Annotated in this window: 22 protein-coding genes and 1 tRNA gene; 17 read left to right on the top strand and 6 right to left on the bottom strand. The window is 28.9% G+C overall.

The features are described from left to right. Positions 1 to 41: 41 nt before the first annotated feature. On the bottom strand, positions 42 to 446 hold the full coding sequence (locus BTO18_RS15615; protein ID WP_105017120.1) for an HYC_CC_PP family protein: 405 nt from the start codon (positions 444 to 446) through the stop codon (positions 42 to 44). Positions 447 to 497: 51 nt separating this feature from the next. On the opposite strand from BTO18_RS15615, the gene BTO18_RS15610 reads away from it, so the two are divergent. The 9 genes from BTO18_RS15610 to rodA all read left to right on the top strand — a co-directional run bounded on the left by BTO18_RS15610 (position 498) and on the right by rodA (position 11,895). Next, positions 498 to 2,897, top strand: coding sequence for a T9SS type A sorting domain-containing protein (locus tag BTO18_RS15610; protein ID WP_105017119.1), 2,400 nt, complete (start codon positions 498 to 500; stop codon positions 2,895 to 2,897). Positions 2,898 to 3,018: 121 nt separating this feature from the next. After that, positions 3,019 to 3,471 (top strand): GAF domain-containing protein, encoded by a 453-nt coding sequence (locus BTO18_RS15605; RefSeq protein ID WP_105017118.1) that lies wholly within the window; start codon positions 3,019 to 3,021, stop codon positions 3,469 to 3,471. A 24-nt stretch (positions 3,472 to 3,495) separates the two neighbouring features. Then, on the top strand, positions 3,496 to 4,653 hold the full coding sequence (locus BTO18_RS15600) for a PD-(D/E)XK nuclease family protein (protein WP_105017117.1): 1,158 nt from the start codon (positions 3,496 to 3,498) through the stop codon (positions 4,651 to 4,653). A gap of 119 nt (positions 4,654 to 4,772) precedes the next feature. After that, complete coding sequence (purH, locus tag BTO18_RS15595; protein WP_105017116.1) at positions 4,773 to 6,299, top strand: bifunctional phosphoribosylaminoimidazolecarboxamide formyltransferase/IMP cyclohydrolase; 1,527 nt, start codon at positions 4,773 to 4,775, stop codon at positions 6,297 to 6,299. Positions 6,300 to 6,375: 76 nt separating this feature from the next. Then, on the top strand, positions 6,376 to 7,404 hold the full coding sequence (locus BTO18_RS15590) for a rod shape-determining protein (RefSeq protein ID WP_105017115.1): 1,029 nt from the start codon (positions 6,376 to 6,378) through the stop codon (positions 7,402 to 7,404). Between the two features lie 17 nt (positions 7,405 to 7,421). After that, positions 7,422 to 8,249: a rod shape-determining protein MreC gene (gene mreC / locus BTO18_RS15585; RefSeq protein WP_105017114.1), complete on the top strand. Its 828-nt coding sequence runs from the start codon at positions 7,422 to 7,424 to the stop codon at positions 8,247 to 8,249. After that, positions 8,242 to 8,748: a hypothetical protein gene (locus BTO18_RS15580; RefSeq protein WP_226789018.1), complete on the top strand. Its 507-nt coding sequence runs from the start codon at positions 8,242 to 8,244 to the stop codon at positions 8,746 to 8,748. Before mreC ends, BTO18_RS15580 begins: the two co-directional genes overlap by 8 nt. Beyond that, the gene (gene mrdA, locus BTO18_RS15575; RefSeq protein ID WP_105017605.1) at positions 8,748 to 10,634 is read left to right on the top strand and encodes a penicillin-binding protein 2; all 1,887 of its coding nucleotides are present in this window, start codon (positions 8,748 to 8,750) and stop codon (positions 10,632 to 10,634) included. The genes BTO18_RS15580 and mrdA overlap by 1 nt, the downstream gene beginning before the upstream one ends. Beyond that, positions 10,615 to 11,895: a rod shape-determining protein RodA gene (gene rodA / locus BTO18_RS15570; protein WP_105017113.1), complete on the top strand. Its 1,281-nt coding sequence runs from the start codon at positions 10,615 to 10,617 to the stop codon at positions 11,893 to 11,895. Before mrdA ends, rodA begins: the two co-directional genes overlap by 20 nt. 58 nt (positions 11,896 to 11,953) lie before the next feature. Here rodA and rpsT read toward each other — a convergent pair whose 3' ends face one another. The 3 genes from rpsT to proS all read right to left on the bottom strand — a co-directional run bounded on the left by rpsT (position 11,954) and on the right by proS (position 13,869). After that, positions 11,954 to 12,205: a 30S ribosomal protein S20 gene (gene rpsT / locus BTO18_RS15565; RefSeq protein ID WP_105017112.1), complete on the bottom strand. Its 252-nt coding sequence runs from the start codon at positions 12,203 to 12,205 to the stop codon at positions 11,954 to 11,956. A gap of 31 nt (positions 12,206 to 12,236) precedes the next feature. Continuing rightward, positions 12,237 to 12,308 (bottom strand) — tRNA-Glu (locus BTO18_RS15560). 85 nt (positions 12,309 to 12,393) lie between these two features. Further along, complete coding sequence (proS, locus tag BTO18_RS15555; protein ID WP_105017111.1) at positions 12,394 to 13,869, bottom strand: proline--tRNA ligase; 1,476 nt, start codon at positions 13,867 to 13,869, stop codon at positions 12,394 to 12,396. A gap of 149 nt (positions 13,870 to 14,018) precedes the next feature. Here proS and BTO18_RS15550 point away from each other — a divergent pair, with 149 nt between their 5' ends. From BTO18_RS15550 to porT, 5 genes are all read left to right on the top strand, one after another. Further along, on the top strand, positions 14,019 to 15,140 hold the full coding sequence (locus BTO18_RS15550; RefSeq protein ID WP_105017110.1) for a hypothetical protein: 1,122 nt from the start codon (positions 14,019 to 14,021) through the stop codon (positions 15,138 to 15,140). Between the two features lie 31 nt (positions 15,141 to 15,171). Then, positions 15,172 to 16,554 (top strand): OmpP1/FadL family transporter, encoded by a 1,383-nt coding sequence (locus BTO18_RS15545; RefSeq protein ID WP_105017109.1) that lies wholly within the window; start codon positions 15,172 to 15,174, stop codon positions 16,552 to 16,554. A gap of 99 nt (positions 16,555 to 16,653) precedes the next feature. Further along, entirely contained in the window at positions 16,654 to 17,562 is a 909-nt protein-coding gene (locus tag BTO18_RS15540) for a NifU family protein (RefSeq protein WP_105017108.1), read from the top strand. 3 nt (positions 17,563 to 17,565) lie between these two features. After that, entirely contained in the window at positions 17,566 to 18,297 is a 732-nt protein-coding gene (gene ubiE / locus BTO18_RS15535; protein WP_105017107.1) for a bifunctional demethylmenaquinone methyltransferase/2-methoxy-6-polyprenyl-1,4-benzoquinol methylase UbiE, read from the top strand. A 2-nt stretch (positions 18,298 to 18,299) separates the two neighbouring features. Next, complete coding sequence (gene porT / locus BTO18_RS15530; RefSeq protein WP_105017106.1) at positions 18,300 to 18,998, top strand: type IX secretion/gliding motility protein PorT/SprT; 699 nt, start codon at positions 18,300 to 18,302, stop codon at positions 18,996 to 18,998. Between the two features lie 63 nt (positions 18,999 to 19,061). On the opposite strand, the gene BTO18_RS15525 is transcribed toward porT, so the two are convergent. Beyond that, complete coding sequence (locus tag BTO18_RS15525) at positions 19,062 to 19,478, bottom strand: hypothetical protein (protein WP_105017105.1); 417 nt, start codon at positions 19,476 to 19,478, stop codon at positions 19,062 to 19,064. 47 nt (positions 19,479 to 19,525) lie between these two features. Next, positions 19,526 to 20,254 carry a TrmH family RNA methyltransferase gene (locus BTO18_RS15520; protein WP_105017104.1) on the bottom strand — a complete coding sequence of 243 codons (729 nt, stop codon included), beginning with the start codon at positions 20,252 to 20,254 and terminating at the stop codon, positions 19,526 to 19,528. A 69-nt stretch (positions 20,255 to 20,323) separates the two neighbouring features. On the opposite strand from BTO18_RS15520, the gene tamL reads away from it, so the two are divergent. The 3 genes from tamL to accD all read left to right on the top strand — a co-directional run bounded on the left by tamL (position 20,324) and on the right by accD (position 25,032). Beyond that, entirely contained in the window at positions 20,324 to 22,837 is a 2,514-nt protein-coding gene (gene tamL, locus BTO18_RS15515) for a translocation and assembly module lipoprotein TamL (protein WP_105017103.1), read from the top strand. Between the two features lie 99 nt (positions 22,838 to 22,936). Further along, a complete protein-coding gene (gene fbaA, locus BTO18_RS15510) occupies positions 22,937 to 24,004 on the top strand; it encodes a class II fructose-bisphosphate aldolase (RefSeq protein WP_105017102.1) in 1,068 nt (355 codons plus the stop codon). 155 nt (positions 24,005 to 24,159) lie between these two features. Continuing rightward, positions 24,160 to 25,032 carry an acetyl-CoA carboxylase, carboxyltransferase subunit beta gene (gene accD / locus BTO18_RS15505; protein WP_105017101.1) on the top strand — a complete coding sequence of 291 codons (873 nt, stop codon included), beginning with the start codon at positions 24,160 to 24,162 and terminating at the stop codon, positions 25,030 to 25,032. Positions 25,033 to 25,056 lie beyond the last annotated feature (24 nt).

Below are 25,056 nucleotides of genomic sequence, written 5' to 3'. Positions count from 1 at the left end.
TTATATTGTAAAAACAATATAACCTTGTTTTAAATTTAAAATCAGATTAAAAAAGATTGATAAATGACTTGGTAATTCTGTTGAATTTCGGGTGGAGGATAAACACGTTGAAAGCTTTTTTCTGTTTTTTTATCTAGCAATAAATCTTGATAAGAAAAAGCAAATGCAATTAAAAGCTGTTGGTTTTCAAAAGTAATTTCTTCAAAAGAAGTCAGTTGTAATTCATCTTGACCTTCAAATTGATGCGTTTCATCTTTACAACAATTTTTCTTTTTGGTTGGTGCTTTAGCATCCATTTGCATTCCACAACCTTCAGTTTCTCCAGTAAATGAAATATCCACTAAAAAATCGCCACAATAATGCTTGTCTACATTGAATGAAAATGTGGAAAATAGTACTAATACAGATAGTATTATGGCTGATATTTTTAAGAAAATATTATTCATTTTAAAATACAAAAATACATAAATTTGTATAATTATTTTTCATTATCAATTATGTTTAAGTATTTCTTAACTTTCTTATTAATTACATCATACACTTCATTTGCACAAACAGAATCTTTTTCTGAAAAAAGAGTTGGAAGCACAGGTGATTTCACTTCTCAACCTATAAGCCCTAGGTCTCAATTTTCTCATTCGCAAACTATTTATTACAAAGAAGATTTAGAATTTAAAGGAGAAATAAATGAGATTCGTTTTAGAAATGCTTTTCGTAGGTCAAAATCAGAAAATTCTGGAAATTGGATAGTAAGACTGGGGCATACTGATAAAGAAGAATTTTCTACAGGAGAATCTTTTTTAAATGCACAGACGTTAACTGAAGTATTTAATGCTGGTGTATCTATAGATGGTGATTACACAATTATTCGATTTACTACACCATTTGTTTATAATGGAACTCAAAACTTATTGCTTGAAGTACAAGATACCCATGAAGGTTTTACTACCAGTTCTACAATTGGTTATAGAGGCCAAGAAAATTTTAATAATCCGCCTTTAAGAAGTAAAATGACATTTACACATAATGGAAAGACTACAGGTGTTTATGAAAACTCTTTTGCACACACCCAGTTTATTGGTAATTTAGAGAGGTGTCCCATTAATTTTACCTTAAAAGAAGATATAATTGATGAAAATCAAGCATCTTTTACAATAGAAAACCCAAATGAAATCAATGGATTTCAATATAAAATTGCATTAGAAAAAGATGATGAACCCACAGATTTTGAAACCACTGAAAATGACATCACATTATCCAACTTAATCCCTGGGAAAAACTATATTTTGTATTATAAGTCTAATTGCGATGTTGTACCAACTGCATATAAAAAATATTATTTTAACACAAAACCTTTAGCGTTAACCATTCCTTCTTCCATAGATTTTGAAACAGATACAAACAATTATTATGCTGAAGAAAGTCAAGGTGCTTTTATAAAAGTTTCAGATGAATCTGGCTTAAATAGCTCTTCAAAAGGTTTAATTTTAAATGGTTCAACCGATTTTTCATTTTACAATTGGTGGGATAATGATAATGATTTATGGAAGACAAATGACAATTTTATTGGTAGAGTATATTTTACTCTCGATTTGACTCAAAATGCAACCCAACCAGTTTTTGAATTTAGTTTAAAACAATTTCGCTTTTCTACCTTCTTAAGATTAAATATTGATGGGCAATTACAGGAATTTGAATATAAAAGTGATGATATTTCTGAAGAAACAACAAGAAAAATATCTGTTGATTTATCAGACTTTGTAGGAAAAAAAGTAGTATTAGTTTTAGAGCATTTGGCAAGAAATTATAATCACAAATCTTATATTGATGATATAAATTTAAGAAATGCCACATGTTCTGTTCCAAGTAATATCAATTTTACAACAACCACAAACAGCATTACTGTTAATTGGAATTCTGACTCCACTAATTGGGAAATTGCCCACACCAAACACGATGAAGAATTTAATAATATTGGTACTGCTATTGATTCAAAAACATATACTTTCTCTAATTTAGAAAAAGCAAAACCCTATAATATTTATATTCGTTCTAAATGTGATAACTCAAACTCTCCTTGGCTAAAATTATACAAATCAACAGATCCAGATGTTTTAGAGGTACCCTATGAAAATGATTTTAGAAGATCAGATGCATTTACGAATACAGATTTTACCATAAACCATAACAGATACTCAAAGGTTTATCAAGATTTTTATAAACTACTATATCTTGACCAGAAATGGTCTAGAAATACATATGGTTGGACTGGAGGATTAGATCCAACAGAAGATGAAGCATGGAATGCAAATAAAAACTTTATAAGTAGCGTTTATTTTTTGATTAATGCTACAAATTTAGTTGATTTGAATGCCACCATTACGTTTAAACAACATCGCTACACTAATCCTAAAACCTCTTGGTTCCGAGTTAAGGTAAATGGAGAGCAAATTGGAAACAGTTATAATCCTGAAACATCAAGATTTGACCCTTACACTGATTTAACTTTAGATTTATCAAACTATGTTGGTAATATTATAAAACTTACTCTAGAGCAAACTGGTTTTGTAGGACCTAGTAGAAAAAACTCAATTACAAATGGAGGAGATTTTACAATTTTACGCTCTGTGAATTTTAATAGTCCAACCTTAAATATAGATAATTTAAATGCTAGTCAAAATTCAATTTACCCAAATCCAACTGATAATTTTCTGTATATCAAAACAAAACAGCCTATACATAAAGTTGAAATTTATGATATAAATGGAAAACTACTGATAACAAATTCAAAAGAAGAAAATCAAATAAATGTATCTAAACTAAATAATGGAATGTATTTTGTCAAAGTTTTTACCAAAGAAAAAATAGTGTTTCATAGTAAGTTTATCAAAAATTAATTTTTGATCATTCTTGTAAGTTATTTTGATATCAATCAACAAAGCATCAAAATAAATCCCTATTCTACACTAGAATTTTAATTTAGTTTTGCATCTCATAAACAAATCAATTTATAAACAAATGAATATCTCTTTTTTACAACAAGAAATTAGTACAATTATAGCATCAAAAAGCACTAAAGAAGAAAAACTACAAACTATTTGCGATTTTCTAGAAAGTAAAATTTCATATTATGATTGGGTTGGTTTTTACTTTAAAAACGGAAATAAAGAAGAACTAAAATTAGCACAATATACAGGAGAAGAAACTGAACATACAATTATCCCTTTTGGAAAAGGTATTTGTGGACAAGTTGCAGTAAGTAACGAAAACTTTGTAGTTCAAGATGTTTCAGAACAAGACAATTACATTTCTTGTGGCTGGAAAGTAAAATCTGAAATTGTAATTCCGATTTTTGTGAATGGCGAAAATATTGGTCAAATTGATATTGATTCTCACACTGCAAATACGTTTACAGATAATGATACTATTTTATTAGAGTATGTTTGTAAAAAAGTTGCTGGGATTTTGTAGGTTTATAACACAAATTATAAATTTATGAATGAAAAAGATAAATTTATTAAGAAGTTAGATGATTTAGCAGATACATATAATTATAATTCTGTTGAAAAGTTCAATATTTTTAAAGTTCTACATAAACCAACAGATGAAAGAAGATTACATTCTAGGTTTATTTCAAATTTATTAGCACCAAGTTCCAACCATGGAAAAGGAGTTTTTTTTCTTGAAAAATTTTTAGATTTATTAAAAGAAAGAAATAAAAATATAGATTTTGATCTCTCAAAAAAAATAACAGTAAAACCAAACGAATTAAAAAAATCAGAATGGAAAGATATTGATATTTATATTGAAATTGAGAATCAAGTAATTATCATAGAAAATAAATTTTTTGCAAAAGACAGTAACAAAATTGATAATGAAGGAAATCAAATTCCACAGTTATTTGGCTATAAAACAAAAATAGAAGAGTATTTTAATAAAGATAAAAATTTAGAAATTTATCTAATCTATTTAACTCTCGACGCAAAAGAACCTACGCTATTAAATTCTTTTAGGAAAGAAAAACTTAATGTAATTCTCATAGATTATATTAAATTTATTCAAGATTGGTTAAATAATTGTTTAATTGATTTAAAAAAATCTTATCTATCAGATACAATAAATCAATATAAAGCACTATTAGTTGAGATAACAAATGATTATAAATTAGCTAATGACTTAAAGAAATTAATTGAAAAAAATATAAACACTTCATTCAACTTTTATCTTAATACTAAAGAACGAAAAAATACTGTTTTTGAAACAGAATTTAAACACGTAAAATGGCACACAGTTTACGAATTTTGGCATGAATTAAAATTAAAAATTGATACTAAATTCAATGTGAAAAGTGTATGTCCAACAAATGCTCTAATTACAAAAGTAACCCATAGAAGTTATAGGAAATTAATATATATAACTTTTTCAATCAAATCTAGAATTTATTATGTTTCAAATGATCAAAAAGGTTTTTCTTGGGGATACAATTCAGAAATTGAAGGTAAAAAGTGGGGATATTTTAAATTTGAAGAATCAAGAAGCATTTTTTTATCAAATTTTAAGAATATAGAAACATTCAAATTGATAGATACAGTTTATAGAGATAAGATAATCTCATCGATAATTAATGAATTGATAATTAATATTAATGGGTGAATTTGTGGCAAAAAACAAAACAAATGTTTTGTTAATTACTCTCCAATTTTGTTACTATCTTTTTATTGTCTTTTCCTCTTTGATTGTTTAGATTTGCGTGCTTAACAACACAACACAAAATGAGCACTTCAAAAACTATTAAATCAGCCTTAATTTCTGTATTTCACAAAGATGGTTTAGCACCAATTGTAAAGAAATTAGACGAACTTAATGTAACTATTTATTCAACAGGAGGAACAGAAAAATTCATCAAAGAATTAGGAATAAACGTTGTTCCTGTAGAAGATGTAACCTCTTATCCATCAATTTTAGGAGGACGAGTTAAAACATTACATCCTAAAGTTTTTGGTGGTATTTTAAACAGACAAGATCATAAAGGAGATGTTGCAGAAATGCTAGAATATGAAATTCCACAAATAGATTTAGTAATTGTAGATTTATATCCATTTGAAAAAACAGTTGCTTCTGGTGCATCAGAACAAGATATTGTCGAGAAAATTGACATTGGTGGTATTTCTTTAATTAGAGCATCAGCAAAAAACTTTAAAGACACATTTACAGTTTCTTCTATGGAACAATATGATGCCTTTTTAGAAATTTTATCAGAAAATAATGGAGAAACTTCTCTAGAACAAAGAAAGAAATTTGCTGCAAAATCTTTTAATGTTTCTTCTCATTACGATACTGCCATCTTCAACTATTTTAATGAAGAGGAAGTAGTTTTTAAAGCTAGCGAGCAAACTTCTAAAGTTTTACGTTATGGAGAAAACCCGCATCAAAAAGGATATTTCTTTGGTAATTTAGAGGCAATGTTCGACAAATTACATGGTAAAGAATTAAGCTACAATAATTTATTAGATGTTGATGCTGCTGTAAATTTAATGAACGAATTTATTGGAGAAGACCCAACATTTGCTGTTTTAAAACATAATAATGCTTGTGGTTTTGCACAAAGAGCTACTATAAAGCAAGCTTATATAGATGCTTTAGCTGGAGATCCTGTTTCTGCTTTTGGTGGAGTTTTAATTGCCAACACAGCAATTGATACTGAAACTGCAACAGAAATTCATAAATTATTTTGTGAAGTTGTGATTGCGCCAAGTTACACAGAGGAAGCTTTATCAATTTTAAAAGGAAAGAAAAATAGAGTATTGTTAATTCAGAAAATTACTGAATTGCCAAATCAAAATGTAAGAACCGCTTTAAATGGTTTGTTAGTGCAAGATAAAGATGCAAAAACGGATACTATTGATGATTTAAAATACGTTACTGATACTAAACCATCAGAAAGCGAAATTAGTGATTTATTATTCGCATCAAAAATTTGTAAGCATACAAAATCGAATACCATTGTATTTACAAAAAACAATCAATTATTAGCAAGTGGTACAGGACAAACAAGTAGAGTTGATGCTTTAAGACAAGCTATTGAAAAAGCAACTAGTTTTGGTTTTGATTTAAATGGAGCTGTAATGGCTAGCGATGCATTTTTTCCATTTCCAGACTGTGTAGAAATTGCAGATAAAGTTGGAATTAAAAGTGTAATTCAACCAGGAGGTTCTATAAAAGACCATTTGAGTATTGATTATTGTAATGCCAATAATTTATCAATGGTTATGACTGGTACAAGACATTTTAAACATTAATAAAATTAACGGTTTTACAAGATTTATTTTATTAACTTTGTAATACTTTACACTTCAAATACAAGAAAGATATTTTATGGGTTTTTTTGATTTTATGACGGAAGATATTGCGATTGATTTAGGAACCGCAAATACGTTAATAATTCACAATGGAAAAGTGGTTATAGATAGCCCATCTATTGTTGCCAGAAATAGAATTACTGGTAAAATCATTGCCATTGGTCAAGAAGCCAATTTAATGCAAGGAAAAACGCATGAAAATATTAAAACAATTCGTCCTTTAAAAGATGGAGTTATTGCAGATTTTCAAGCATCAGAAGAGATGATTAAGGAGTTTGTAAAGAAAATTCCATCGATTAAAAAGAAATTATTTCCACCAGCATTAAGAATGGTTATTTGTATTCCATCAGGAATTACAGAAGTTGAAAAGCGAGCTGTTCGTGATTCTGCAAAACATATGAATGCCAAAGAAATATATCTAATTTACGAACCAATGGCTGCTGCAATTGGTGTTGGTATTGATATTATGGAGCCAAAAGGTAATATGATTATCGATATAGGTGGAGGTACAACCGAAATTGCTGTAATTGCTCTTGGTGGTATTGTTTGTGATCAATCTGTAAAAGTGGCTGGTGATTTATTTACTAGTGATATTATGTATTACATGCGTACACAACACAACTTACATGTTGGTGAAACTACCGCAGAAAAAATAAAGATTACTATTGGTGCTGCTACCGAAGATTTAGATGACGCTCCTGAAGAAATGTTAGTACAAGGTAGAGATTTGTTAAGTGGTAAACCCAAACAAGTTCAAGTGTCTTATAGAGAAATTGCAAAAGCATTAGACAAATCAATTTTAAGAATTGAAGATGCTGTTATGGAAACGTTATCTAAAACGCCACCAGAATTAGCCGCAGACATTTACAATACAGGAATTTATTTAGCAGGTGGTGGTTCTATGTTAAGAGGTCTAGACAAACGTTTATCTCGTAAAACAGATTTACCTGTTTATGTTACTGAAGATCCTTTAAGAGCTGTTGTTCGCGGAACTGGAATCGCTTTAAAAGAATTGAACAAATACAAAAACGTATTAATGAACTAGTATTTTAAGTCTTACGAATGCAACAACTTATCTATTTTTTTCAAAAATTTAAGTATTTTCTTTTTTTTTTATTGTTGCAACTCATTGCTTTAACATTAATATTTAACAATTTAGATTTTCATAAAAGTAAGTTTATAAACTCTGCTAGTGTAGTGACTGGTGGTTTATATTCAGGGTCATCAAATATTTCAGAATATTTTAGTTTAAAGTCTGAAAATAAAATACTTGCAGAAGAAAATGTAAGATTAAAAAATCTACTTGAACACAACATTTCTATCAATTTAGATATAGATTCTACAATGATAGATAGCATAAAATATCATCAAAAATATACTTTTACTAGCGCTAAAATTATTAAAAACAGCTATTCAAAATCATTTAATTTTATCACAATCAATAAAGGTAGAAACCAAGGAATAGAAAAAGAAATGGCTGTAATTAATAGTAAAGGTGTTATTGGTATCACTGATAATACTTCTGGTGGATATGCAAGAATACAATCAATTTTAAATAAGAATAGTAAAATCAATGCACGTTTAAAAAATACTAATTATTTTGGTTCATTAAGTTGGGATGGAAAAAATTATAGTGTTGTACAACTTGCTGACATACCTAGGCAAGCACCTTTAAAAATTGGAGATACAATTGAGACTGATGGGAAATCAGCTATTTTTCCTGAAGGAATTTTAATTGGTACAATTTCTGAAATAAACAAAGGTAATACTGCAGATAATAAAGTAAATGTTACTCTCTTCAATGACATGAGTAATTTAGGATATGTGTATGTCATCAAAAATTTTCATAAAGAAGAAATAAAAGCTCTAGAAAATTTAGAAAATGAATAACAAAACAGTTCATTTAGTAACCTCATTTTTTTTCCTGTTGTTTTTACAGGTTTTTGTATTGAATAATATTCTTTTTTTAGACTACATTAATCCTTACTTGTACATCGCTTTTGTTTTTTTATATCCTTTAAAAGAAAACAGATTTTCTTTTTTATTTTATAGCTTCTTACTTGGGCTCTTAATTGATTTTTTTTCAGATACAGGAGGAATTCATGCATTTTCTATTCTTTCAATTGCTTATGTAAGGCTTTTTTTTATAAAACTTTATTTCAAAAAAGTAACAGCAGATTACCCTTTTTTTGATTTAAAATTAGAGCCATTTGGAAAAGTTTTTAACTATATAGTAACTTTAACAATAATACATCATCTTATCTATTTTTCTTTTATTAATTTTAGTCTCCAAAATTTTTCTGATGTACTTTTAAACACATTGTTTTCAGGTATTTTCACATTAGTATTATATTTTTTAGGAACTTATATTTTTATGAAAAGTCAATGATGCAAAGAAGTTTTTTATTATATTTTTTAATCACTTTAACAGGATGTATTTTCATTGGCAGACTGTTTCAACTTCAAATTATTAGAGGTGATAATTATGACCCAATACACAATGCAGCTGTAAAAATTGAATATGCTTATCCAGAAAGAGGATATATTTATGATAGAAATGGTAAACTTTTAGTAGCCAATCAACTTTCTTATGATGTAATGGTGCAACCAAATAAAGTTAAACCACTAGATACCCTTGAATTTTGTAGGTTATTAAAAATTGATAAACAAAATTTTTTAAAACGATTTAAAAAGGCAGAAAAATATGCTACTTATTTACCATCAGTTTTTTTAAAACAACTAGCTAAAGAAGATTTCGCCTATTTACAAGAAAAACTACACAAATATGCTGGTTTCTATATCCAAAAAAGAATTATTAGAGATTACCCAATAAAAGCTGCTGCCAATGTTTTAGGTTATATTGGTGAGGTTAATGAGGAAAAAGCTAAAAAAAGCAATTATTATCAACAAGGAGAATTAGAAGGAAAAGACGGTGTAGAAAGACAATATGAAAATATTTTGAGAGGTAGAAAAGGTAAAAAATATTTTCGAAGAAATAATTTAAATAAAGTCACTGGCTCTTTCGAAAACGGAAAGTATGATACTTTAGCTCAAAATGGTCAAGATTTAACATTAACTCTTGATATTGACTTACAAATCTATGCTCAAAAATTAATGACAGGAAAAAGAGGTGGTATTGTTGCAATTGAACCCTCTTCAGGAGAAATACTAGCTTTAGTTACAGCACCATCCTATGACCCTAATATGTTGGTAGGCCGAAAAAGATCTAAAAACTCTGTCATCCTATTTAAAGACAGTATTACAAAACCAAGTTATGATAGAGGTTTACTTGCAGCCTATCCTCCAGGTTCGCCTTTTAAAATGATGAATGCTTTAATCGGTTTACAAGAAAATGTAATAAACCAGAAAACAACTTTTAGATGTTATGGAGGTTTTAGATATGGATATAGAAAAGATGAGTTTATGAAATGTCATTGTGATATATATGCAAGACCAATTAAACTTAAAACTGCAATTGCTAAATCATGCAACAGCTACTTTTCAAATACATATAAGAGAATTTTAGAAAAAGATAATAAACCTACTGAAGGTCAAAATAATTGGAGCAAGCATGTTAAAAGTTTTGGATTAGGTAATTATCTAGGATATGATTTACCTGCAGGTGTACCTGGTTTAATCCCAGATGGTAAATATTACGATGATAGATTAAATTATAGTTGGAATGGTTCATCAATTATTTCAAATGCAATTGGGCAGGGAGAAATTTTAACAACACCTATTCAATTAGCTAATTTTACTGCTGCAATTGCCAACAGAGGTTATTTTTACACTCCACATATTGTTAAGAAAATTGATAATGAAAAAATTGATAATGAAAATTTTACAACTAAAAAAAATACCACAATAGATAAAGAATACTTTAAACCTGTTGTTGAAGCAATGTTTGAAGTTTTTAAAACAGGAACTGGAAAATATAGCCAAGTAAAAGGGATAAAAATTTGTGGCAAAACTGGTACAGCAGAAAATTTTATTTTAGTTGATGGTGAAAAAGAGCAGTTAGAAGATCATTCCATTTTAGTTGCATTTGCACCTAAAGACAATCCCAAAATTGCTCTAGCAGTTTTTGTTGAAAACGGAGGGTATGGCTCTACAATTGCAGCTCCAATTACTAGTTTAATTATAGAAAAGTATTTAAACGGGCAAATATCTTCGAGAAATAGATATAGAGAACAGAATATGCTAGCTATTAGTTTACAAGAAGTTTACGACAAACAAATTCCAAAACAAGAAGAAATTGCGTCAGGAACGAAATAATATTTTTGCAGGTATTGATTGGATTTTAGTAATTCTATTCTTTGCATTAGTTGCTTTTGGCTGGTTAAATATTTATGCAGCATCAAAAACTGAAACTGACACTTCTTTATTAAGTTTTTCTACAAAATATGGTAAACAACTTATTTTTATAAGTTTAACTATACCATTAATAGTAACAATTCTTTTTTTCAACTCCAAGTTTTACGAGCAGTTTGCAAGTATCTTTTATTTTCTCTCAATTTTCTTGCTACTTATGTTATTTCCTTTTGGTAAAGAAATCAATGGTGCAAAATCTTGGTTTAATTTTGGTGTTTTAGGATTGCAACCTTCAGAGTTTGCAAAGGCTTTTACAGCATTAGCAATTGCAAAGTTATTAAGTGATCGACTCTACAGCCTAAAATTGATTAAAAACCAAATTAAAGCGTTTATTATCATATTTTTTCCAGCATTCTTAATTTTCTTACAGCCAGATGCAGGTTCTGCAGTTATTTATTTATCATTTTTCTTTGTATTAAATAGAGAAGGGCTAACTTCTAATTATATACTACTTGGAACTGCATTTATCATGCTATTTATATTAACAATCTACTTCGGTTATAAATGGATGATTTTATCAACATTTTTGCTCCTCACAATTCTTGTTTTTTATTTAATCTATAGAGGAGGGAAACGTTTTTTTAGATTTAATTGGCATAAAATAATTAGTGTTTATTTAGTAATCGGTTTATTTATTTTCGGAACTGGTTATGTTTATAAAAATATACTTCCTTCACACCAAAAAGATAGGTTTGATATTTTATTAGGAAAAAAAATAGATAAAAGAGGAATTGGTTATAATTCCTATCAATCACAATTAACCATAAGTTCTGGAGGGCTTAAAGGCAAAGGATTTTTAAAAGGAGATTTAACACAAGGAGATTTTGTACCAGAACAACATACGGATTATATTTTTAGTACTGTTGGTGAAGAATGGGGCTTTATTGGTACTAGTCTTGTAGTAATTCTATTTATGGCATTAATGTATAGGATTATTTATTTAGCAGAAACTCACACTAATAAATTTGGGCGAATATATGGCTACAGTGTGGCTTCAATACTTTTTTTTCATGTAATTGTAAACATAGGTATGGTCATTGGTTTACTACCAACAGTTGGTATTCCACTCCCCTTTTTTAGTTATGGTGGATCTTCTCTTTGGGGTTTTACAATACTTCTCTTTATTTTTATAAGACTAGACGCTCATAAAAACTATGATTGGTAACAAAAAAACTCTGAATAAAAATTCAGAGTTTTACTTTATTTTGAGTGAAAATTAAATTCTACAATGCAGCTACGTGCTTTGTTAATTTAGATTTTAAATTAGCAGCTTTATTCTTATGAATAATATTGTTTTTAGCTAACTTATCTAACATAGAAATTACACTAGATAATTTTCCCTCTGCATCTTTCTTGTCTTCAACTGCACGTAAATCTCTAACAGCATTACGAGTAGTTTTATGCTGATATTTATTACGTAACCTTTTAGCTTCGTTACTTCTAATTCTTTTTAATGCTGACTTATGATTTGCCATTATTTATTATTCTTACGTTATTAAAACTTTGTAGTCCGTACGGGAATCGAACCCGTGTTACCAGGATGAAAACCTGGCGTCCTAACCCCTAGACGAACGGACCATAGCAATTAAATATCTCTTAATTGCGGATGCAAATATACAACGTTTTTAAAAATCTGCAATAAATTTTTAATAATTTTTATTTTTTAATAGGCTTTTGCAAAAAGTACTCTTTTTGAGGAAGGTTTTCCTGTTAAAACACAAACCCCAGCTTCCTCAACTACATCATTTGGAATACACCTTATTGTTGCTTTTGTGTATTCTTTTATTCTATCTTCTGTTTCTTCAGTACCATCCCAGTGTGCAGAAATAAAACCTCCTTTTTTTATTGCTTTTTTAAACTCTTTAAAATCATTTACAACTGTAGTATTCTCTTTTCTAAAATTAATTGCCTTTTTAAATAAATTTTCTTGAATTTCATTTAATAAACTCTCAATTGTTGCTACTACATCAGATTGGTTTATAGTTTGTTTTTCAAAAGTATCTCTTCTTGCTATTTCTAGAGTTCCATTTTCTAAATCACGATTTCCAATAGCAATTCTTATTGGTACACCTTTTAATTCATATTCAGCAAATTTAGCTCCAGGTCTATATGTATCTCTACTATCAAACTTTACAGAAATTCCTTTCTTACGTAAATCATTTACAATTTTATTTACTTTTTCTGATATAGCTTCTAATTGCTCCTCACCTTTGTAAATAGGTACAATTACAACTTGAATTGGCGCTAATTTTGGAGGTAAAACCAAGCCATTATCATCTGAATGTGTCATAATTAAACCTCCTATTAAACGTGTAGAAACTCCCCAAGAAGTAGCCCAAACATGCTCTTGTTTACCTTCTTTACTGGTAAACTTAACATCAAAAGCTTCTGCAAAGTTTTGTCCTAAAAAATGACTCGTACCAGCTTGTAAAGCTTTTCCATCTTGCATTAAAGCCTCAATTGTATAAGTATCTTCGGCACCTGCAAAACGCTCGCTATCAGACTTAACACCTTTTATTACTGGCATTGCCATAAAATTTTCTGCAAACTCTGCATAAACTTCTTGCATTTGTTTAGCCTCTGCTATAGCCTCATTTTTTGTAGCGTGGGCTGTATGCCCTTCTTGCCATAAAAACTCTGCTGTTCTTAAAAATAAGCGAGTTCTCATTTCCCATCTTACAACATTTGCCCATTGATTTATTAACAATGGTAAATCTCTATATGACTGAATCCATCCTTTATAGGTATTCCAAATAATCGCTTCAGAAGTTGGTCTTACAACCAATTCTTCTTCTAACTTTGCTTCTGGGTCAACTCTTAATTTACCTTCTTTTTCAGGATCATTTTGTAAACGATAATGAGTGACTACAGCACATTCTTTAGCAAAACCTTCTGCATTTTTCTCTTCAGCTTCAAACAAACTTTTAGGAACAAATAAGGGGAAATATGCATTTTGATGCCCTGTTTCTTTAAACATTCTATCTAATTCTGCTTGCATTTTTTCCCATATAGCAAAACCATAAGGTTTTATTACCATGCATCCTCTAACTGCAGAGTTTTCTGCTAAATCAGCTTTTACTACTAGCTCATTATACCATCTAGAATAATCATCTGCTCTTTTTGTTAACTTCTTGCTCATCTTTTAAACTTTGGCACAAATATTGTTATCTTTAAAGTGAATTTTTTGTTAAAAAATCGTTTTACACAAAAAACGGTACAAAACTACTATAATTTAGTGTTTTAAAACAATTATTCTAGAATAATAAGTTTCACTTAAACAATATCATTATGAAAGCACAATATAAAAAACTCAACTTTAAAAAAGTTATACTTTTAATGACAGTTAATATGCTTTTATTTTCTTGTGGAACTTACCAAAGTGTTTATAGCGATGATGGTATTTATGGAGATGATACAATTAAAAGAGAAAATAAACAAGTTATAGTTTTAGAGGATAAAGATGAAGTTGAAGAGTATGAAGATAACTATTTTTCTAGAAAACTAGAAGAATTTAGATTCGACAATAGTGATATATTACTAAATGCAGATGACTATAATTCTAATGAAATAGTAAATGATTCTTTAGTTTATGATTCTAATCAACCTTGGGGTTATGAAGAAAATGATGTAGTTGTAAATATTAACCTTGTTAACGATCCTTTTTGGGGTGGAGGCTTCAATAATGGATGGAATAACTGGGGATGGGGATTTAATGATCCATGGGCTTTTAACAATTGGGGAGTTTGGGGCAATCCTTTTTGGGGAAATCGTTTTTGGGGTGGAAACCCTTTTTGGCACCCTTTTCATAACAACTGGGCTTGGGGTGGAGCTTTCTGGGGAGGAAATAGATTTTGGGGAGGAAATAGATTTTGGAATAATTGGGCTTGGAACAACAATCGTTTTAATAGAAATTTCAGATATGGTAGAAGAGGTATAAATAATGTATATAGTAGAAGAAATGGAATAGCTAGTTCTAGAAATCGTTTTTCAACCAATAGAAGAAATAATTCTGCTATTAGCAGAAGATCTAACACTAATGCAAGGAGAAGCTCAACAATATTAAATTCTAGAAGAAGTTCAACAACTAGAAGAAGTTCTGGCTCAACAGCAAGGAGAGGCACAGGTTCTACCAGAAGAAGTAGCACAATAAGAAGAAGTGGTACATCTAGAAGTAATAATAACAGTTCTAGAGTAAGAAGATCCTCTTCAAGTAGAAATAACAGAAGCTACACACCTTCTAGAAGTTCTACTCGTAATAGAAGTGCAAGATCATCAAATAGAAACAGTTCTAGAAGTTATACACCTTCAAGAAGTTCTTCTAGTAGAAATTCTAGTACAAGATCTTCTTCATCAAGAAGTAGTTCTAGAAGTTCAGGGAGAAGTTCATCATCTAGAAGAGGTAGAAACTAATAGTTATATTTAAGTAAAAAAATCCATCAACATGAGAAAAATTATATCAATAGCGATATTATTCGCAGTAACTTTTACATCCTATTCTCAATCATTAGGATACCAAGATTTAGGTCTTTTATTTTCGCAAGATGATAATAATGGTACAGCTCGTTTTACAGCAATGGGTGGTGCATTTGGGGCTTTAGGTGGAGATATTTCAGCAATGAATATCAATCCTGCAGGAATTTCAATTTTTAACAATAGCATCTTTTCAGGTACTTTAAATTCTAGAAATTCTGATATAAATACTAGTTATTATGGAAACTCATTGTTGACTCAAAATCAGTTTATAAATTTTTCTCAAGCTGGTGCTGTTTTAGTTTTTGATAGTGCTTTTAGCAATGACTGGAGTAAGTTTGCTATGGGGTTTAACTACAGAATTACAAAAGACTTTGAAGATAGTTTTTTAGCACAAGGAAATAGTGGTGTTGCTACTTTTACAGAATTTCCATTAGACAATAATAATCCTGCTTTAAATTATAATATTGCAGATGAACAACGTTTTACAAATGATTATAGGGGAGAATTAAGTGAATTAAACGTTGCGTTTTCTTCTGTACATCAAAATAGATTATATTTAGGATTAGGGTTAAATTTTTACGACCTTAATTTCAGCCAACAATCTAATTTAACAGAATTTAATAGGGATGCAAATGATAATGAACTAGATGCTAATTTTTATCAAGAGAACTTTATAACTGGCACAGGGTTTTCTGCAAATTTTGGATTTATTTACAAAGCACATCCTAACTTTAGATTCGGTTTATCATACCAAACACCAACTTGGTACACAGAAATAATAGAGGATAGTAACATTACTAATAATGATGGTTTTGAAGGGGATACTGAAATAATAGTGAGTAATGACAACAGAATTTATGACAATACAGCTGGTGGTTTTTTCCCATCACAAAGTTTTATATATAGGTTGAGAACACCTAGTAAAATTACTGCAAGTGGTGCTTTAATCTTTGGTAAATTTGGATTATTAAGTTTAGATTACAGTAGAAAAAACTTTGGAGGAATCAACTTATCTGGTGCTGATTTTTCGGTTGAAAACCAATCTATACAAGACAATTTTAGAAGTACTAACAATTTTAATGTAGGTACAGAATGGCGTTTTGATAGATTTAGTTTAAGAGGAGGATACAGGTTTGAAGAAAGCCCTTTAAATGATGCACTACAAACTGATAACCTACAAGCATATTCTATTGGTGGAGGTTATAATTTTGGTAGCTTTAAATTAGATTTCGCATATAGCGATAATAACAGAACTGCACCTTATAACTTTTATGCTGGTTTCAATGTAAACCCTGCAAACTTAATTTTAGACAACAGAGTTTTTACAGCAACAGTTTCTATAAGTCTATAATTTAAAAAAATGAAAAGACCTTGTATGTTTTAGAAATACAAGGTCTTTTTTATTGCAATTCAGTTTTTTGACGTAATTTTGCAACTTACTTTTTAGATTATGCAAGAGATAAAAATTACCATTCAAGAAACTACCAATAATACAATTATAAAATTCAACAGCACAAAGATTTTAATTAATGGTGGTAGTTATGAATTCGCTAATATTGATGAGGCAAAAAATTCTCCTTTAGCACAACAATTATTTTATTTACCATTTGTAAAAAAAATATTTATCACAGCTAATTTTATTGCAATTCAACGTTTTGATATTGTTGAATGGATTGATGTTCAAGAAGAGGTAAGAGAGCAAATAGAAACCTATTTAGCGAATGATGGTATTGTAGTTAATGAAACCTCAACATCTACCAAAAGAGAGCCAATTGAAGTGTATGCAGAAACCACTCCAAACCCTTCTGTAATGAAATTTGGCACTAATAAAGCATTAACGCAAACAGATGTCGAATTTAAAAATATTGATGAAGCTAGTAAATCATCGCCTTTAGCACAGTCATTATTTAATTTTCCATTTATTAAAGAAGTTTTTATTTCTGATAATTACATTTCTATCACCAAATATGATATGGTAGAATGGAATGAAGTTTTTGCAGAAGTGAGAACTTTTATTCGAGAATATTTAGTTGAAGGTAAAACTATAATCAAAGAATTGCCTAGTAAATCATCTTTAGAAAAAAAAGATGAAAAAGTTACTCAAAAGGTTGAGCTCGAAGGTGTGTCTGCACAGATTGTAGACATTTTAGACGAATACATAAAACCTGCAGTTGCTGGTGATGGAGGTAATATTGCTTTTCGCTCTTATGATGAACAAAATAAAGTGGTAAGTGTAATATTACAAGGTGCTTGTAGTGGTTGCCCATCTTCTACTGCAACATTAAAAAATGGAATCGAAACCTTGTTAAAAGAAATGTTACCTAATCAAATTAATGAAGTTGTAGCCATTAACGGATAAAAAATGTCAGCAGAAAAAATAAACCCATATAAAGATTCTAAACTTGGTAAAAAAGAACAAGTTGCACAAATGTTCGATACTATTTCTGGCAATTACGATGATTTAAATCGAGTAATTTCTTTAGGAATAGATGTAAAATGGCGAAAAAAAGTTGTTGAGATTGTTGGTAAAAATAATCCTAAACAAATACTAGATATTGCCACAGGAACAGGCGATTTAGCAATAATGATGTCTGCCTTAAAACCAGATAAAATAGTTGGTTTAGATATTTCTGCTGGAATGTTAGAAGTGGGTAAACAAAAGATTTCTAAAGCAAATTTATCAGATAAAATAGAAATGATTGTTGGCGATTCTGAAAATATGCCTTTTTCTGATAATACTTTTGATGCAATTACAGTTTCATTTGGTGTAAGAAACTTTGCAAATCTTAATAAAGGGCTAAAAGAAATTGCTAGAGTTTTAAAACCAACAGGTGTTTTGGTAATTCTTGAAACATCTAACCCAACAAAATTTCCATTTAAACAAGGCTATAAATTTTATACTAATTTTATTCTTCCTATAATCGGAAAAATATTCTCGAAAGACAAAGTTGCATATTCATATTTATCAGAATCTGCAAATTCTTTTCCTTTTGGTAAAGCTTTCAACAATATTTTGCAAAAAAATGGGTTTACACATACTAAAGATACACCTGTAACTTTTGGAGTTGCAACAATTTATACTGCCACTAAATAAGCATGAGTAAAAAATATTTTCTTGTCGGTTTTGCCATTTTATTTGCTGTTAAAGCTTACACACAAAGAGAACGTGTAGAAAACCTACCTACTTTTGATGATAGAAAAATACATTATGGTTTTTATCTGGGTTTGAATCAAAATGATTTTAAATTAAATTTAAGAAATAGTAGTATTCAAAATGCGAATATCACAGTTTCTCCTTCAACAGGATTTAATGTAGGTTTAATTGCAGATTTACGTTTGCATAAAAACTTAAACTTACGTTTAGAACCTGGTTTAATGACCAATTCTAAAAATATCTATTTTAATCATTTAACTACAGAAAGAGATAGTGTTAGAGAAGTAAGTTCTACTTTTTTGCATGTACCAGTTATTTTAAAGTTTAGTACTGATCGATATAAAAATATTCGTCCTTATTTGTTAGCTGGGGTTTCTTATAATTACAATTTTACCAGTAATGAAAGTAATCAAGAAGATAACTCTCAAGGGCAATTTAGAATGAAAACACATAACTTTATGTACGAGGTTGGTATTGGTATAGATATTTATTTGTATTTCTTTAAGTTCTCACCTTCAATTCGTGGTATTTTTGCTATTAATAATGAAATAAAATATGATAACGACCCCAATAGCCAATGGACAGCTCCAGTAAACTATATGGGAACAAGAGGTGTGTTTTTGAATTTGGCTTTTGAGTAAATTTAGCTGTAAAGTAAAAAAATTGTAAAGTTTTTCTTTCTTTTAATCTGATTGAAAATTTATTTATTTTCTTAATTCTTTAATTATCTTTTTTATCAAATAAAAATTACACCAAGTAAAAAGTATTGGAAGTAAAAAGAAAATTAGCTCTTCTTTAAATCCATAATCAAAAGTGAAAGTAAAATACAAATAATATAATGCCATCACAAAAGTTAGAATAGCAAAGATTAAAAGCAAGCAAGAAATTACTTTATTAAAAGATTGACCAAATTTACCTCGTTCTTCGTACAATCCACTAAAAATAAACGCTAAAAGTATTAAAATTGAATATATTACCTCTTCACTAGTAATCACAAACTTGTGACCTGTTGCTCCTTTTAACACAAAGTAAAAAAACAAAGTAAAAGCTATTGTTATTTGATAAATAATCAGATGCAATTTTTCTGTTAGATTATTAATTTTTAGAATGATTTTCTTCATATAATCTTTTCTCAAACCAGCTTACTAAAAACTGCTACTAATTGCTGTTAACCTCTTCTAAACTCACTCAATAAAATAGCAGTTGCAGTGGCTACATTTAAGCTTTCTGTTTCTTTAACTTGTCCAAATCTTGGAATAGCGATTGTATTTAAAATACTTTTTTTAACCTTTTCTGAAACTCCATTTGCTTCATTTCCCATAATCAAAACTCCTTCTTTAGGTAATTTAGATTGATAAATATTAGCACCATCCATATCAGCAACAAAGGTTGGCAAAGTAGTTTCTTGTATAAAGTTTTCTAAATCTGTGTAAATAATAGAAACTCTTGTTAAAGATCCCATACTTGACTGTACAACTTTAGGATTATAACAATCTACTGTATCTCTTGAACATAGTAATTGTGTAATTCCAAACCAATCACATAATCTTATAATAGTACCCAAATTACCAGGATCATTAATACCATCTAATGCAACAACTAACCCTTTATGTTGAATCTTTTTTTCTTCAGGAATTTTAAATACTCCCAAAATCTTATTGGGTGATTTTAAGTTGCTGATTTTTTTTAATTCAGTTTCAGATATTTTTACAACTTTGTCTAAATGAATATCGAGTTCAAGATCATCAACCAAAAAAATATTTTCTATTTCTAAAGATGATTTTAGAAATTCTTGTACCACTTTTATACCTTCAGCAATAAATAATCTATGCTTAAGTCTATACTTTTTTTGCGATAAACTTGTTATTAATTTTAGTTGACTTTTAGAGATATTCATTAATTGATTGTAAATAAGAAAAAACCGTTAAAATATACTATTTTTGATATTCTTTGCATCGCTAAAGTAATGAAAAAATACACCACTTATTTTTTACTAATTGTATTTTTTGCTTCATGTAATTCTACTAAACATGTAGCAGATGGTGATTTTATGCTCACAAAAAATATTATTTTATTAGATAGTGTAAAAACTAGTGGCAGAGACTTACAAAAATATATTCTTCAAAAGCGAAATTCGCGTTTATTAGGATTGCCTTTAGGATTATATATTCACAATTTAGGGAATCATGATAAACCAAAAACACCAAAAGAATGGGCAAAAGAGAATCCTAACTCATACAAATTTGTAAAAAATATTTTTTCAGAAAAACAAAGTATTGCTTATGCTAACTCATTTATTAATTTAAATAAATGGCTTTTAAATTACGAATCACCCCAGATAGTAAGTAAACTAAAAGTAAAAAAAACACGTGATAATTTATGGGCATATTACAAAAATCAAGGTTATTTTAAATCTTCTGTATCAACAGAAATCGAAAGAGATTCTATCAATAAAAAAGCAATTGTAAAATACATCATCAATAAAGGGAAGCCTACAACTTTAGACACCATAAACATAAAAATCGAGTCACCTGTTTTAGACTCTATCTATAAAAACTCAAATCTAAAAACTTTACTAAAAAAAGGAAATCAGTATAAAGATCAAACTTTTAGAAATGAAGCTTCAAATGTTGTAAAATTATTTAGAAACAATGGTATTTATAATTTTACAGAATCTGCTTTAGGTTTTTATATATATTTAGATTCTACTAGAACAGATAATAAAGTTAATGTAGATTTTATAATGTCTGCCAATAAACTAGAAGAAAAAGATGGTAAGTATAATGAAAAACCTTATAAAGTTCACACCATAAAAGAAGTAAACGTTTACACAGATTATTCTTTTACTAAAATTGGAGAGCCCTACAGAGATACTTTAAGATATAAAGGAATCAACTTTTTAGCTCATGATAAAGTAAAATACAATCCCAAATATTTATCTCAATCTATTTTTTTAATAAAAGATGATGTGTATAAAGATACCTTAAGAAATTTAACAAGAACTCATTTAAAGTCATTACAAAATTTTAAAACTACAAATATTAATTTCTCCAGTTTTTCTGATGATGAAAGTGAATTAAAAATGGATATTCGTCTTGCACCAATTGAAAAATATACCATAGGTTTTGAAACTGAACTTACACATTCTAACATAAGGAATATTGGTACTTCTGCAAAATTTTCTATTACAAATAGAAATACATTTAAAGGTGCTGAATTATTAAAACTATCAATGTTAGGTTCTTGGTTCAATTCTAATAATGGCCCTGGATGGGAAATTGGTACTGATGTTTCTATTGAAGTACCAAGATTTGTAGCTCCTTTTGGGTTGGGTAAATTGGTACCCAAAAGAATGTCTCCTAGAACATTATTTTCTGCAGGGTTTAGTTTTCAAAAAAATATTGGTTTAGATAGGCAAACATTTACATTCTTAACAGATTATAAATGGCAATACAATCCAAAAAAAACCATACAATTAGAAGTACTAAATGTACAATACATCAAAAATTTGAACGTAAACAGTTACTTTAATATATATAGTTCAGAATTTGAAACATTAAATAATGTTGCTCAAGTTTATGATAATGTAAATAATACGAATACCAATTTTCCACTTGCTAGAGATAATACACAAGTTGCATCTTCTTTAAATTTTATACGCAGAGTTGCAGGTGATACTGGTTTCAGAAATTCAAATCCAGATGAATTCAATACCTCACTTAATATCTTAAATCGATTTAATATTATTACATCAGATTTTTTAATTCCTGTAATTGCATATTCTTACACATACAATAACCAATCGAATTTTGAAGACAATGATTTTTCATTTTTTAAAATAAGAGTCTCTAATTCTGGAAACATATTGGGGTTACTCTCTAAAAAAACAAATGCAAATAATAAAAAAACATTTATAGGCATTCCATTAGCTCAATATTTTAAAACTGATATTGAGTATAAGAAATTCTGGAGCATTGGTACAACAAACTCTGTATTTGGTTTTAGAACTTTTTTAGGTGCAATTGTAACCTATGATAATTCTGATGTACCTTTTGTAAAAAGTTATTTTGCTGGTGGTTCTAATGATATTAGAGCTTGGCAAACTTACGAACTTGGACCAGGTAGAAGAAATTCTGGATTAGAATTTAATACAGGTAGTTTTAAATTTTTAACAAGTGCAGAATATCGTTTTGATGTTATTAGTAGATTAAAAGGAGCTTTATTTATTGACGCTGGTAATATTTGGGATATTTCTGGTTCTAGCTTTGTAGAAAATGATGCAAAACTGAATAGCTTATCATCCTTGCAAAATATTGCAGTTGGTTCTGGTTTTGGAGCAAGATTAGATTTTAACTTTTTAATTGTTCGTTTTGATGTTGGTTTTAAAACTTATGAACCCTATTTAGATGGAAATAAATGGTTTAAAAACTATAACTTTACCAATGCTGTATATAATATAGGTATTAACTATCCTTTCTAAAAAAGATAACGTTTTCGTTATTTATAAAGCTTATTGTTAAAAAAGAGTACATATTTTACTATTTTTGGGGAGATAAATATCAAATAAAAAAACGTTACAATGAGTCATAATATTAAACCTGGTGTAGCAACAGGTAAAGAAGTTCAAGAAATTTTTAACTACGCAAAAGAAAAAGGTTTTGCTTTGCCAGCAGTTAATGTTGTTGGTTCTAATACAATTAATGGTGTTTTAGAAACTGCAAAAGAATTAAATGCACCAGTAATTATTCAGTTTTCTAATGGTGGTGCTCAATTTCAAGCAGGTAAAGGCCTGTCTAATGAAAATCAAAAAGCTGCAATAGCAGGAGGCATTGCTGGTGCTAAACATATTCATGAATTAGCTGTTGCTTATGGAGTACCTGTAATTTTACATACAGACCATTGTGCAAAGAAATTATTACCATGGATTGATGGTCTTTTAGACGCATCAGAGAAGCATTTTGAAGAAACAGGGAAGCCATTATACAGTTCTCACATGATAGACTTATCAGAAGAACCATTAGAAGAAAACATCGAAATATGTAAAGAATACTTGGCTAGGATGAGCAAGATGGGTATGACTTTAGAAATTGAATTAGGTATTACAGGTGGTGAAGAAGATGGTGTTGATAATTCTGATGTAGATGCTTCTAAATTATATACACAACCAGAAGAAGTAGCCTATGCTTATGAAGAGTTGATGAAAGTTTCTCCACAATTTACAATTGCTGCTGCTTTTGGTAATGTTCATGGAGTTTACAGACCTGGAAACGTAAAATTAACTCCTAAAATTTTAAAGAACTCTCAAGAATTTATTACAAAAAAATATGGTGTTGAAGAAAATCATATTGATTTTGTTTTTCATGGAGGATCTGGTTCTACTTTAGAAGAAATTAGAGAAGCTATTGGCTATGGTGTAATTAAAATGAATATTGATACAGATTTACAATTCGCCTTCACAGAAGGAATTCGTGATTACATGCAAGGAAAAGCAGATTATTTAGCAACTCAAATTGGTAATCCTGAAGGATCAGATCAACCTAACAAAAAATATTATGATCCTAGAAAATGGTTACGTTTAGGAGAAGAGACTTTTAAAACAAGATTAAAACAAGCATTTGCAGATTTAAATAATGTAAATACATTATAAATTTTAAAGAATAAATCTTTAAAAAAGCATTTTGAAAAATTTCAAAATGCTTTTTTTTTGTTTGCAGTAAATACTTAACAAAATTCTGTTACATTTGTATTTGGTTTCTTTTTTAAGGAATAAAAACAAACAACAATTTTTAAACAAACAAATCTATGAGTGCTTGGTTTAAAAGAACAGATAAAGGAATTCAAACTCCAACAGAAGATAAGAAAGACACACCCAAAGGTCTTTGGTATAAAACTCCTAGTGGAAAAATTATAGATACTGAAGAACTAAAAAAGAATTTATATGTAAGCCCAGAAGATGGTTATCATGTAAGAATTGGTAGCAAAGAATATTTCGAGTTATTTTTTGATGATAATAAATTTGAAGAGTTAAATGAAAAATTAACTTCTAAAGATCCATTAAAATTTGAGGACACCAAAAAATATACAGATAGAGTTAAAGCAGCTCAAGAAAAAACAAAATTAAAAGACGCTGTAAGAACTGCAGTTGGTAAATCTTTAGGTAAAGATTTGGTAATTGCAGCAATGGATTTTGCTTTTATTGGAGGTTCTATGGGTTCTGTAGTTGGCGAAAAAATTGCAAGAGCTATTGATTATGCTATTCAAAATAAAATTCCTTTTTTAATGATTTCTAAATCTGGAGGAGCTAGAATGATGGAAGCATCACTTTCTTTAATGCAATTAGTAAAAACCTCTGCAAAATTAGCTCAACTTGCAGAAGTTAAAATTCCTTATATCTCATTATGTACTGACCCAACAACTGGTGGTACAACTGCTTCTTATGCTATGTTAGGCGATATTAATATTGCAGAACCAAATGCATTAATTGCTTTTGCTGGCCCAAGGGTTGTTAAAGACACCACTGGTAAAGAATTACCAGAAGGTTTTCAACGTTCAGAATTTGTTTTAGAACATGGATTTCTAGATGCTATTTATGAAAGAAAAAATTTAAAAAAACAAGTAAACTTATATATTGATTTAATTCAAAATATTCCTGTCAGACAAGAAAATAAGCATTAAAAAAAGCCAGCAATAGCTGGCTTT

This window comes from Polaribacter porphyrae, from assembly GCF_002954685.1.
In the GTDB taxonomy this organism is placed as follows: Bacteria; Bacteroidota; Bacteroidia; order Flavobacteriales; family Flavobacteriaceae; genus Polaribacter; species Polaribacter porphyrae.
The sequence above is the reverse complement of the archived record's forward strand: the minus strand, read 5'-3'. Positions and strand labels throughout refer to the sequence as shown.